Below are 14,792 nucleotides of genomic sequence, written 5' to 3' on the forward strand. Positions count from 1 at the left end.
GGATGCTGCGTGTGACATGCCGTTCGACCATGCCGAGCTACGCCGTGATCAATCCGGTGCATGTCATGCTGGACTATCTTGCCGGGACGCGCCGTCTGGACCGCAGTGATGTCGAGCGGGTGAAAGACACCATGACCAGGCGTCATGCCGCCGGCCGCGACGTGCGTCTGAGGGTGGACTTCGCCCAGCGCACGGTCGAGGTCGAGGAGTCTGGTGACATCACACCGCCGGGTCTGTCCCTTGGGCACTGGCCGGAGGCTCATGGCGAGGGCCCGGACTGGCCGTGGCAGCCGCATCCAGATGGTTCTTCCTACGTGCTGCTCGACCGTTCGTCCTTGGGGCGAACGCCCGACGACGGTGGGCACACCCCAGATGACGGTGCACCGCACGAACTTGCCGATGGCGACATTCGATTCGAGCAGGACGTCGACGGCAGCACTGTCTCGCGCGCCGCCGCGCTCGCCGAGGTGGACCGGCTGCTGGACGCCCTGGCGGTGCCGGCGACCCGCATCCGGGCTGTCGTGGAGGCGGCGCTGACTCGTGGTGGACTGCTGCGGATTTCGGGCCGCCGGGTGGGCGGTGGTGTCGTCATCTCGATCGCGGACGCCGAGGGGAGTGATTACTGGGTCAGCTGTGTCGCGGGCGAGCCGATCGGTGGCGCCGTGCGTGTCGATGTGCGTGTATCCCGTCAGGTCGAGGACAGGTCGGTGATAGCGGATCGCATCAGCGATGCATTGGTACCTGCAGACCGGGGCGTCGATATCGCCGCAACCCACGCCCATGCCGCACGACTGTTGGCCGACTTCAGTGCCGTCGCCTTCACGGCTGCGGATCGCGAGGGTGTGCCTACGCTGGTGGTCGGTCGTCCCGGTGGCGGCCGCACGGTCGACTTTGTCGGAAGCCGACCGTTGCTTGCTGATCCGGCCGATACAGAGGTCGAGATCGGAGTGGTCTCGCTGGATGGTCAGCGAGGCGTCACCTCGTCCACCGATGACGCACAAGCGGCCACGGTGCCGTCGGCGAATCGCGGTGGTTTCGCTGCGGATCCTCGCCACGAGGCGCTAGGGGGTAAGGCGGTTCTGCAGGCGATGTTGGGGGGAGGCCCGCGGAAGGTGCCGCCGTTCGGACTGGGGATGCGTGGAGGACCCCATCCGAATCCATCCCGGCGTGGTGGAGACGGCGGTGTACCGCGCGAGCTTGCCGATGGCTCCCGCCCGTTCGAGGAAGGGGGAACCGAGGAGCAGGCGCCGAGTGGATCGGTGTTCGGTGGCGATCCGGACGCCGAGTGGGATGCGGAGGCCGAACGCGAGTACTGGGCACAGTTCGCGGCAGACGCGAGTGGTCAGCATGATCCGGACAGGGCGGTGCTGGATCCGCCGGGTCAACCGGCACCCCGGCTCGACGACGTGGGTTCGTCGGAGACTATCGGCGCACCGGAATCCTTCGCGGTACTCCCTGACCCGGATGGTGGTAGCCGGCTGCGGAATGTCATGTCCCGACGCGACGAGCTGGCTCGCGCGGTGCATCGCCTGGCGGCCGATGCTGTGGCTGAACTCGGTCTCGACATAGATCGGACCTTCGATCGGGAGGCGTTGGGGCCGGGGTGGGTTCAGAACACGATCGCCGGGTTGCGGGCTGTGCTGGGTGATACTCGCACTGCTGAACTCGCCCGGCTGGCCGAGCAGTATGTAGCGGCCGACCGCGAGGTGCGCGAGCTGAACGATCGGCATGTGGCTGCCGGTTTGCCGCGGGTCGACACCGGACAGGCCGTCGATCGTCGCCGCGCGGTGGTGCGCGTGGATGGTGGTGCGCCGGTGGATGGTGCGGTCGCGCACGCGGTGATGGATGCGATGCCGCCCGGTAGTGATCCGCGGCGGGTGGACGTATTGCGCACAGCCACAGCCGAATTGGTCGACGAGGCAGCAGCGTACAGCCGCGGCGAGATAGTGCTGGTGGTGGAACTGCACGATACGCAGGACCGGACGTATGTGAGAGTCGCGGTATTCGACACCCGCGGCGACCAGCCGTCTGTGCCTGGGGTCGCGCCGGTGGTCGGGGACGCGCATCACGGCTCGTTCGCCACCGTCGATGGCCGGGTGCGCTGGTTCGAGGTCGACGTCATCGCGCGGTCTCGAGCTCGGTTGCCCGAGTCGGCCGCGCGCCGCGAGGACGCGATAGAGATTGGCGATCCGTTCGACGCGATCACCGGCCGGTGGTTGAACGGCTGGTTGGATGCGGCCGGATGCACTGATGCCGCCGGAGAGAAGGCGCGTTCGACGGTGTACGACGCACTGCTCGAGCGTGGCGGGCGCGCGCTGCTGAACAGGGTCGCCGGATCCGAGGTGGAAGTCCGAGTCGAGGATGGCGATCACCTCTGGCTCACGCTGCACCTGTTCGGAGCCGATAGCCGGCGCCGCGTAGTGGAGGCGATGTGGGAGGTGCGTCAGGACAGTGCGGACCTGGGGTTCCTGGAGCGCCACATCCGATACCGGTTGCTGGCCGACTGGACGAACCGCGACCAGATCAACGACGCGGTGGGCCGGGTGATGGTTGCCGTCATCGGAACACACGCCCCGGATGTCAGCGTGCGCGCGACGATGACGGGCGCACCGGGCCGTCGGGTCGTCCGATTCACGGTGCTCGTCGACGGCGCCAAGTGGTACTGGTGCGAATATCACGAATCATCTACTAACCCAGGTCCGTTCGCGCAATGGCCGGACAGTGGACCACCGCCCGCGCCTGACACCGACCCCGGCCCGAGCCGCCCCGGCCCGGCGGAACCCGAAGCGCCGGTCGATACTGTCATCGGCGGTGCCGACTCGCCACCGGCGAGCATGGAAAACCTCGAGCGACCCGGTTTTCGTGGCTTCGGCATCGCCGGGCTGCATGCGGAACCACTTGCACCATCGTCCGGCGGCGGATCCGAGCATGCCGAGGACGATGCGGGTAGCAGTGCGCATGCCACCGTCTCCGAGCCGTCGAACCATCGCACTGAGAGTGACGATTTGAACCGGCGGGCGCGACGGGTGCGGCGGTTTGCGGATGCGCAGGGACATACCGCGCCACTGCGATTCGGGATAGGTGCACCGCCGCGATGGGGTTCGGGTCTGCCGCCGTCTGGGACACCGTCGCGGGACGATGGTTTCGAGTTGGGACCGCGCTGGCCGGACGATGATCGGCGGCCACTGGATGCCGTCGAACTCGGGGTGGTAGAGCGAGTCTTGGCGACGTTGGCCGCGATAGAAGAGGAGGTCGCGGGCGAGGAGGGGATGCTGAGCGAGGTTGAGGTTGCCCAGGAAAGTGCGGCCGGAATCGCCGACTTGTACATCCACGGGGAAGGCGAGGGCGAACTGTCCTGGGAAACGCTGCAGTTGCTGCTGCGAGAATGCCCGGACCGTCTGATTCGGGAGGGTATGCCGGAGCAGGTGCTCGACGCCGCGCATCGCAGAATTCTGATGCGTCGGATGTCGGAGGCTGGGTTGCCGCTGGCTCGGATGATGAATCACAAGATGGTGAGTCTGATCCGGGGTCTCGAGAAGCTGGCCGATGGGCTCGTCCCGCTGGCCGCGGATGATGGTCCGGTGCCGGTGTTGGTGTTGTCGTCGGATCCGACACCGATCGCGGACACGGGGGATCCGGGACACCCGGATCGTGAAGTGCTGATGCCGCAGATGCGGGTCCGGCTCGGCCGTTTCGACACCGCGCAGTGGCGAATCGTGCACGTGCTGGCGCCCGATGCGAGCCCGAGCAATATCGAGTCGGCGATGCGTGCGATGGTATCCGACTACGACGTGCTGCGGCGCACGGCTGGCGACTCCGGCTCGGTGGCAGTGGAATTGCGATTCCAGCCGGGGGTACCGAGACAAGATGAAAGTCTCGCGGAGGCGACAGGCCGGCGGTTGCGGGTCGATCTGTCCGCGTGGCAGATCGCCGCTGATCTGCATGGTGATGACGCGCCGTTCGTCAACCTGCTGGTGGCGCACGGTTCCGCGGTGACAGCAGTCGATTCCCAGGAGCTGACCGGTCTTGTGTACCGGGTGCTGTATCGGAAATCGGAAGGCGCCGCAGAGCTTGTCGACACATCGGAATGGCACATAAGTGGCGTGCCGATAGCCGGGGAAATCACGCCGCAAGTGCTGGCAGAAATAGCAATGGGAAGGTACGGTTCCAACGGCCCGAACGCAGCTCCTGCCGTACCACCGGATCCAGTTGGCGCAGAGGAAGGCAGGAGTGCCGAATCCGGTACATCCGACTCGAGCATGGGCACATCGGAATCCGGTCTGCCCGTAATGGATGGGCTGGTGGTGCACGCCGATACCGAGATGCGGTCTGCCGAGCTGGAGGCGCAGCAGTGGCTGGCCGAATTCCTGTTTGCGTACGGATGGGGTGACGGCAGTCAGGTTGCCGACGCGCAGTCGATGGTGCGGGAGTTGATTCGCAACGCGCACATCGACAGCGGTGGGGGCGAGATCGCGGTGACGGCGGAGATCGTGGTCACCGAATCGGGTGCTCGTGAGCTTCGTGTTCAGGTCACCGATGAGAGCCCCAGCACCATTGCCGAAGCGGGTCATGATCCCTGGCGAAAATTCGTTGTGCCACCGGACAGTCCGCATCCGGGACGGCTCGTGTGGCTCGTGCCGATGCTGGCGTCGAGTTGGCGTGCCACTTATCCCGCGGGGCCGCTATCCGGCACGGGCACCAGGACCGTGCAGTTCACGCTGCGTGAATCACAGCGCGGCAGCTGGGGTGAACTGATGTCCGGTCCGGACGATCAGGCGTGGTCGACCAACAGCCTGGAGGTCACGGCGGCGGAGATCGACCGTGCGGCTGTGGCCGAGCAGAAATTCGTTTCGGCCGTCGATCGTTATTTCTTCTGGAACGGCACGGATGCCGAGAGAGCCGATCGGGCGACGATGATCCGGGCAATCGCGCACGCCTGGCACACCTCGGATTGGCTGGATCTGTTCGCGTGGGCCCGCAGCCCCTACGAAGATCCGGATACCGGCGACCATGACATCTGGAATCATCCGATGCTCCAGGTTCTCGACGGTGCTTCGACGGTGTGGCGTGACCGCGTCCTGAGCCTGCGGCTCGACGATTCGCTGCGCCGGTTGCGTGATCCGCGGGTGCGGCTCACAGCCGCTGGTCGTATCGGCCTGTCGAATATGGAGACGGTACGGCGCGCGCTCGACAACGCCGACCGCTGGGCTGCCACGCAGCCGGATCGGCCCTCGGTTCGGTTGATCGCATTCAATCCGGCGACCGGATACGTGGAGATCGCGATCGGTGACATGGACAGCGCCGAACACGTGGACAGGTACCTTCTCGATGAGACACGTCCGGGCGAAACACCTTTCGAGCTGGTCGAACCCAGCCTCGCATATGTCGCCAACCGCCATCGGCAGGCCCCGGGATCCCGGGCAGCGATCCTGGTTGTCGGTTCGCGTCTACGGCAACAGGATCCGGCAGCGTCGGGCACCACCGGGGTCACGGGTACTGAGCACCTGGATCTCGCGCGCACGGAACTGCTCGAAACCAGGCGCTACTACGCCGCGCGCGACGAACCCGCCGCCGCGACGGTTCCAGAGCTTGCGCCAGACGACATTACCGACCACTGGTTCGACCACCGTGATCTCACGGCCTTCTTCGAGGAGTATCGCCGACCTGATCCGCAGCGTGCGCCGGCGGAAGCCGACTATCAGCCGCCGCTGTCGTCCGGCACGCTGGCGCATCTGTTCGAAGGTGCGCCGGACTGGTGTTCCACCCTTGTCGAAGGCGCCGCGGCGGCGCTGCTGCCCAGGTCGCACAGCCTCGACCGTGAGCCGGATGGAAGCCTGCCGACGGCGCGTCGCGGCTCCATGCTGGCGCGGGCGCTGCTTGCGCACTGGAACAGTCCGTGGAATGACGAGAACCGGGAGGAGCCGTTCGCATCGGTACACGATGCCTACACCTGGGCACGGGACCAGGGCGACGGCGCGATGGTGGTCCTCGCCATCGAGAGCCACGAGACCGCCTGGCGCAACCGGGGGGTCGGCACCCATATTGCGCTGATATTCAATGTCGACGACGTGGTCATGCGGTTCGACCCACTCGACGTCCCCGCCGAACAGGCCGCCGCCGCACTGCTATCCGCCGATCCGATCGCCGCACTCAACGTTCTGCGTAACCACTACGCCCGCGAATACCGCCGAGGCACCTGGTGGATGGATTCGATCCGAACCTCGGAATCCGATGGGATACAGCTGCATGCACTCGATTTCGCCGAGGGCAGGGCGGTGCAGGGAATGGCCGAAGGTGACGATCCCCGTGGCGGGCCGGTGACGTTGCTCGGCGCACCCCTTGACCTGCGCAGCGGTCGGTCCGCGAGCGACGGCTTCACCGCACCGCATCCACCGGCATCTGCCGCCGGACAAGCGGACAGGGCTGCCGACGCGGCGACCCTGTCCGCTTACCCGGCGGCAGGCGGCGGTCTGTCGGTGCGCGGACCGGAATCGCGGGATGGCAATCCTGGCGAACGGGACGCCGATCAGACGGGCGTGAACCACGGCTGGCGCAGCCACGGGCATGCTTTCTCGGACCGAACCGAGCCGCTGTCCAGCGGACCGAGAATACGCAATCCGTATATGCGTCGGGGGACTGTCCGTCAGCCGCTGCGTGGGCCCGGTGGCGGCGGAACTGCGCATACCGGCCGCAGCCGCGCAACCGACACTGGATCCCTTACCGAGGAACCGGGCGCGACAAGCCCGGAAACGCAATGGCATCGTGGTGACCGGCACCAGGTCGACAACTCGATGGCCGCGTTCGTGTCGGCGATTCAGGCCGGGGCACGGGTGATCGAGCTGGATGTGCAGTACTCCGCGGACGGGACGCCGGTCATCTTTCACGACCCGCGACTCGGCAAGAACGTGAGCGATCCCGCGTACGTGGGTAAGCGGATCAGCGAGCTCACCGATGCGGAGCTGCGCTCGATCCGGGTCGACGGCGAACCGATCGCGTTCTTGGAGGATCTTGCCGACCACGTGCGGGTGTCAGGGTGGGACGGCACGTTGGCGGTGGAGGTAAAGGCTGTTCCGTCGTGGTCGGACGAGCAGGTGTATGCGCTTGTGCGGCGGTGCGTGGCGGTCCTGGAGCGACAGGGAATCGCCTACCGGATACTGGGTTTCGATGGGCGTGTTTGGTCGTACGCCGAGCAGTTGGCTCCGCATGTGCAGCGGGTGGCGCTGATATCGCCGCCGACGGCGAATGCGAAATGGATGGGGGCGAAAGGGGCGCCGTTCCTCTCGCGCCTGCGCATGTCCGCCGCGTTCGCGCTGCGCACACCACACACGCCCGGTGGGGACATTCCCGCTGCCGCACGGGCGATGGGCGCGACGATGCTGTCGATGCACTCTTCAATGATCACCGAGGAGTTCCTGCGGCAGGCCGCGGACATGAAAGTGGTCGCGTGGACAGTCAACGACCGCGCGGAAATGGTGCGCCTCGTCGACCTGGGTGTCTTCGCGATCACCACCGACTATCCAGACGTGCTGGCGGAAGTGCTGGCGGCCCGCGCGCTCACCGAGCCGGCCACCTCCGGGGCTCGGCGACCCCCCGCGATACCGAACCAGCGACCGGTGGAATCGCGGGCGATCGCCGATGTCCATGCTGGTGATGTTTCGCTCGTCCCACCGCTGGTGCGGGAAGCGTTGAGCGCGTGGATGGCGGACACCAAGGTGCCGCCGCGGGCGGACGACGTCGAGGGATGGCGGCGGGTGGCCGACCGGTTGCCGCGTGAATACCCCTCGCCGGGAAGCGTTGCGGGTGACCATGGCGCTCACGTAGAACGAGTGGCGCAGTGGTGGGTGTCGCTTCCCGAGGAACAGCGCGGCGCGCTGCTGGAATTCTGTCCGCGATCTGTGGGTAATGCCGACGGCATCTTCTACGACGTGCGTACTGCGGCAAATTTGGCTGTGATGAAGCAGGAACTCGCGGAGTTCCACGAACGCCGCGCGCCACTGAGCAACGCCGACCGCGCCCGCTTCATCAGCATCCAGGCCGCGTGGAGCGCGGTGGCGGACGCGGTGGCTCGTTTCGGACCGGACCTGGTACACGTCCTGGAATACGACAGCACAGCATTCGGCGGGTCCGGACGTGCGGTTGTCGCGATAGGCAACCCCGCCACCGCCGATCGCATCGGCGTTGTTGTTCCCGGCGTGCTGACCGAACTGAGGAAGCTGCCGACCGAACTCATGCAAGCCGGAAACCTGTATGTGGAGGCCAAGCGGCTGGCTCCGGATGCTGACCTCGCGGTCGTAGCGTGGGTCGGATATGACACGCCGAACGATTTCCCACAAATGGTGGGCACGGCGAAGGCATTCGAGGGTGCGCCGCTGCTGGCGCGGAAACTACACGGCCTGGAGGCATTCCGCACGTGGCAGGCCGGTCGGCCCGGCGGACGGCCGTCGCCGACGATTGCGCTGTACACCCACAGCTACGGTTCGGTGCTCGGCGCTGTCACCGCGGTTGAGGGGGGCCTGCCCAGCTCGGTGAAGGATTTCGTGAGTCTTGGCTCACCGGGTGTCCCGGTCGAGCACGCTTCGGACCTAGGTCTTCCTCCCGACCACGTGTTCGTGCTTGCGACCCCAGGCGATCCGATCGCCGAATTGCCGTCGGCAACACCGGGCAGGAAGGGACGCTATGCCGGACAGGGACATGGAATCGACCCGGCCGCAGAGTCTTTCGGCGCGATTCGGGTACGCGCCAACTCGCGGAGCGCCAGTGGTATCACCAAACACCTCAACTACCTCAGATATGAGGAGGGCGGCATGCCCTCCGAGTCGCTGCTCGGCTGTGCCAAGATCCTGGTCGGCATACCGCCGATGGAGGAGGACCACCGCCCCGCAGTACCGAAGCCGACGTTGCTCCAGAAGATTGTGACCCTGACGCCCGACCCCGCGGCCGATCGGGAGCTCGACTTCCACAGCGGCGCTTCGGAATTGCCGGAAGCGGACTCCGAGGTCCGGTACATGACGGCCGAGGAACGCAACTACCTGGATGCTCTGCGGTTCGCGGCGGCGAACTCTACCGACACGACCGATTACTTCGATCCGGCTGCGGCAAGCCTCCGAATGCGACAGTTTGCCGACCGCGACAGCGCTGCCGAGCGGCTTACACGAATGCCGGCCGGAGCGGTGATCGCCGGTGTCGACGAACTTGCCGACGGCAGCCTTGAGTTCTGGGCGATGGCGATGACGCGCAACGGAATTCGAGTCTACGATCCGGTGACCGGTATCGACTTGCCGTACACCCGAGGAGCCGCCTCAGGCGGCCGTAACAGCTACGGCACCGTGTACAGCCACGGAATCCCGGTGGCGGTCCCCGCAGCCCGCGTCGCCCACCCAGCCCGCTGGGGTGCGCTGGTGCCCTCTGCTGGGCCTGCCGGGAATGGTGCACCGGCGGGTGTCGACGCTGAGCATGAAATTCCTGAGGCATTGTTGCCCGGGGCGGGCCTTTCCCCCGAGGAGCGCGCGGAACTTCTTCGTGCCCTTGATGATTCCGATGGCGAGGCAGCCCAGGGCGGGGGTGACGTGTTCCGTGGGCTGGTGTCGGGGTCGCTGGATGGCTGGCCGGAGGGCGTTGTCGAACTGGCGGGCACGCTGGTTCAGGAGCTTGTGGACAACGGTCTGCCGCACGGCGGTGGTGGGCAATTGGCATTCACCGTCGCGGGTGAGTGGGGTGCTCAGCGGCTGGTGGTCCGGTTGACGACGACGGCGCTGCGTGCAAATGGTCAGGATGCCGTGGTCAGAATGGTTGGGCTGGTGGCGGACAGGTCCGGCTGGTATCCCGTTGATACGGAGGAGCATCCGTCCACCGTCGTGTGGTTCGAGTTGGATCGGCCCGAGTCCGATCCTCCGGGCGGGTCCGGCATCGACCTGGATGGTCCGAAACCGGACTCGCCGGACGGTGGGTGGTCGCAGGGAACGGATCCTGCACAGGATGAAGCCGACAACCTGGTGCTGGGCGAGGACGAGGACTACCTGCTGGCCGCCGCCGCGTTCGAGGCGAGGCATTCGGAGGAGCCTACGGATTTCGAACGAGCTCATGACGATGGGGTATCCGAGCGCGATTTGCCGAGCAGCGACGCGGGTACCGCGCCATCGCCACTCGAGACAGGGGAGAACGTTCGCTATCGATGGGGTCTCGGCGGCGGTCCTTTCCGGCTGTGGATGTCCGATATCCCACGGGGGCGCTCGGGTGCGGGCGACAGCGGCGAAGTCGAGCCGGAACCGCAGGACGCAGACCCCGTGGTGGTTGAGGGGGCCACTGCCACGGGTCCAGCTGCCGACCCTCGCCGGCGCGATTTACCGCAACCGGACGACGGCCCGGTCGATCGATCGAGTCACGCCCCGCCTGCTGATGACTCTTCCGGTGACGGAAGCGCCGAGAACAGGACGGGGCCGGAAGTTCCGGCCCCGGTCCTTGTGAAAGGCGCTGGTGCGGAGAGTCGCGGACGATCCCACGGCGACAACGGTAGCGACGCCGACATCGCCGGTCTGGTGCGGGCGGCGGGGGACGGTGATACCGCGTCGTTCGAGCAGTTGTGTCAGCGCTTCGAAAGCCGGGTACTGGCCCACTTCGCCGCGGCGGACGTCGTCGAGGGCGATCGCGCGGTTGCGGAGCGTCTCACTCGCAGAGTTTTCGAGCGTGCCAAGAGCGCATTCATCAACGCGCCGGAGGATCTCGATGTCGGGGTATGGATCGCAGAACTCGTTGCCGCTGAACTGAAGTGGTATCCGTTCCGCGAGCGTCTCGTCGAGGACATCTGTGATCTCGAGGAGATCGATCCCGTGGCCGCGCCGTCCCATCCGACGGTCAACGCAGTGCGTACCGCCTCGATCGAAGCCATGGAAGGCGCGCTCAATACGTTGCAGAACGGGTACACACTGCAGGGGCGGCACACCAAGCCGATCCTGGTGGCGGTGTATCGAGACGGGCGTCGCCTCAGCGATGTCGCGCGCCGGCGCAACGTCGACGTTCAGCACGCCGCGCAGTGGGTGGAATCGGGCGTCGGATCGTTCTTGGAGACGATCGTGGCGGATGTGGCTATCGCCGAGGGCTGGAAATCGCAGGGTCGGTCGATTCACGAGGCGGTGCCGGGGGATGCATCAGGGGATGAGGTGGCGAGTCCGGCCAGCGTCGATTCCGAGCCACCGCAGGTGCACTTGCCGCAGGAACCGGTTGCCGCGGAGACGAATGAACCCGGCCCTTCGTCCATCGAATCGCGTCGTGATGAAGGTCGGGCGACTGCCGGCATTCCGCCGACCACGCAGGCGGCCTGGCGATTGCTGCTCTCCGCGTACGAGCGCTTTCCCGCTGCGGTGGAGAAGGCCCTCGGCCACGTGGAACGCACCGACCGGTCCATTACGCGGGGCACCGTCGAGCGTCTGCTCCCGGCACTCGCATCCCATGATGCAGTGCCGCCCCAGCATCCCCTGATTCTCTCGGTCGTCGATCGGCTCGCTGGGCGGCTGACCGATGGGCACTTCGCCTCCCGTGGAGTCCGGATTGCGATCGCGCGCGCAGCGGTGGTCGACCCGGACAGTGAAGCGGTACACAGAGCGTTCTCATCGCTGGCTCCGAATCAGCAGTGGTACGTACGCGAGTATGTACTGAACGATCGAGACTTCGCTGATCTTGCCGCCGAGTTGCACCAGAATTGGAAAAAAGTCGAGAATTCTGGCACCCGGGCGGTTGGGGCCTTTGTCCGAAATCTGCTGGCTGAGGGCTACATTTGGCGTGGTGAAACCGACGATCTGATCGCGAAGGTGCGTTTCGGATACCCGCAGGTTCTGCGCGAAATGTACGAAAGGTGTGACGCCGATGAGGAGACGTGTCTGCGTTTGCTCATCGAAGGGCGACAGCCGGTCAGTGCGCTGGCTGACCAATTGGGTCGCTCCCGCGACGAAGCCACCGTGTTGTTCTTCGATGTTGTGCAACGGTTGATCGAATCGAGCGACGACCCCGGCACCTCGTATCGTGTCGTGCAGACCCGACCAGCAGGCCGTGTCCTGCTCGAAGCGGCCTTGTCGCTGATCGAGGTGACCCGAGCGGTCATGCCCAAGGTATTGCACTCCGCCATCACATGCCTTCCCGACAAGCATCAAGCCATCGCGGAAGGCTGGTTGCGCGGAGAGTCGTCGCTGGCGGGCTCGCGTCGCACCGCGGTGCTGCTGGCTGACCGGCTGGCCAGTGCTGAATCGTGGCGGGGAGAGAACCGCTGGCGCGTGAAGTACGCTCACGGCCTCGACGACGGGACTTATAGCGCAGCGTTCGAACAAGTCGATGCCGAATACCAGCGTTATGTGGACTGCGCCATTGCCCGCGGCTTGACGGTGGCGAAAATAGCCGAACACATAGGCGTGAGCGTGCCGACAGTGAATATAAAGCTGCGCGAAGGATTCCTGCGGATGATCGACCATCTGCCCGATCCGCCGACGCCGAGCGTGATCATCGCGGCCCGTCAGGAGCACCCCGAGCTCGTCGAGAGCTGGGATGAGCGACTCGATCCTGAGGAGCGGCGTTACCGGGCCGCTCATATCGAACCGCACGAATCACCCGACCACACCGGTGACGTGTTCGACACGACGGCGGATCTGGCCAAAGCTGTCGCATACCGGGCTGCCCGCAAGCTGATCGAGCCGCGCCTTGTGGCAGCACCGAATTCGGGCACGCCATTACCGCCGTTGAGGACGGACCATGCACCGACGGCTGCTGCGCGAGAGCCTGAACCGATTGTGGACCAACCGACGATATCGTCCGATGACGCTGGCGGCGCGCCTGCGTCGGCACCGGATAACCGTAGCCTGGACGAATTCCCTGACACCCGTGAGGTGTTGGCTGGCAACACCGTTGACGAACCGGCGGAACGGCCGATGTCCGGGCCTGATCGGTCCGTACGCCCGAACGCGCAAGTGCGGGAGAATGATTCGCCCGAGGGCAGGTCCGGCCTGCAAGCTGCCGCGGCAGACGTTGACGAGGACCGATCGGGACAGCATCTGGGTGAGGACGCGAACTCGGCTCGAGGCGCGGCGACTCGTCGGCAGCCTGTCGCGGGCAGATTGCCTGGCAGGGTGCCAGCCGACACCGACGTGTTCGGCGAGCTCTACCAGCGCACTGTTCAGGAAGTACGGCGCCATCTCGGTGGGGAAGTGCCAAGAGAACAACGCGCCGATATCGCAGCCGAAGTGTTTGTGCGGCTGCTCGAGCAGTCGCGTGCCGACGTCGACCCGGCCCGCGCTTCCCTGGACACCCTGGTGAACAAGATTGTCGCTGAGACCCGACGGACGAAATCCCGGGAGATTCCGACGGCTTGGCAGGATTCGACGGAACTGCCGCAACCTGCATCAACGGCCGAGCCTGGCGTCGACCTGGTGGCGGTAGCGGTCGCGTTCCGGTCGTTGACGGAGATCGAACAGCAGGTGCTGCGGTTGACCGTTCTCGGGTATTCCTGGACGGAAGTCGCCGAGCAGGTCGGCAGAACGCGTTCAGCCGCCAAGTCGATCGGTGCTCGCGCGCGTCGGAAGCTCAGGGAGCTGACCTCGCTATCGCATAGGGATGAACTGCTGTCCAGTGGAGATCCCGCAATGCATGCCGGGCAAGTGCCGGAGGAGTATTCGGCGCAACAGCCGTCCGCTGCCGAGGACGATCAAGGTGCCCGCGGCAGTATCGTGCCGCGTTCGGCGCGCCGCGATCTCGTCGATGAGGCCGCGGCGCTGATCGATATTGCCGGGAAGATCATGCCCGACGTGTTACTCGCCGCGAAAGAGCGTCTCCTCGGCGAAGATCGAGATCTGGTGGACCGGTGGGAGCTCGGCGAGGCATCCGATGCGGAGGCAGGTCATGCCCTGTGCTTCCTGGCGGATCGGCTGGCGAGCGTGCAGGAGTGGAAGCACGAATATCGGCGGCGCGTCGAACGGTCGTATCAGCGCGATGACGGATCGTATCAGGCCGCACTCGGGCAGCTCGATCCGGTACTCAGGCCCTATGTTGTGCACGCCATCGAGGGAGAGCTGAGGGAAGACGAGGCGGCCGAACTCATGGGCGTGCACCGGACGAACGCGCAATCGAAAACGGCCCGCGCCTTCCGCGAAATGGCTCAATGGTTGCCGGATCCGGGAACGCCCAGCGTGATAGTCGCCGCGCAGCACAATCATCCGGAGATCTTCGACGATTGGGCCGAACGGCTGGATGCGGAGGAGCAGCTCTACCGGATCTCGCAGGTAGAGCGGGGTGAATCGTTCCGAGCTACCGGAAGAGCCCTGGGAAAGTGGCACGATTACACAAGGGCTGTCGGCTATGCCGCTGCGCGCAAGCTGATCGAGCCGCTGCGAGTTGTGCGGCACGGCACGAGACATCGCGCGCCGGTGCCGAAGAACTATGAGGATGCGGTGTGGCGGTCGAGATTCGGTGCCGGGCCGAACCGGTTGTACATGTTCGATATACCACGCGGTCGTGTTTCCGCCGGTAGAGATAACGGCGGCGAGACCGGTGAGGGGAGAGAGCGAACGACTGGCAGACCAGATCCGCAGCCGCCCGATCCCGTTTCTGACGACCAGCACGTCGAGGAAGGGATGGTGCCGGATCACCCGGCACCGGCTGCTGTGTACGGCGAGCTCATCGAACCGCGGCCTGACGCGGCCTTCGGCGGTGATGGGGCACATTTGTCCGTTGGTGGTTTCGGTGCGGTAGGGGGACGGCGGCCAGGGATGTTGTGGGGTCCCGGTGCGCACCTTGGGTCCGGCGATGAGGCTGGC

At 65.9% G+C, this 14,792-nt stretch carries 1 protein-coding gene (only partly in view); it reads left to right on the forward strand.

This entire window lies inside a single protein-coding gene on the forward strand: locus AB0M45_RS21745, encoding a glycerophosphodiester phosphodiesterase family protein (RefSeq protein WP_364331931.1). The 93,477-nt coding sequence extends 60,703 nt beyond the window's left edge and 17,982 nt beyond its right edge, so the window shows coding positions 60,704-75,495 — codons 20,235 (partial) to 25,165 (complete); the first complete codon in view begins at position 3. The start codon and the stop codon both lie outside this window.

The organism is Nocardia sp. NPDC051787 (genome assembly GCF_040681325.1).
In the GTDB taxonomy this organism is placed as follows: Bacteria; Actinomycetota; Actinomycetes; order Mycobacteriales; family Mycobacteriaceae; genus Nocardia.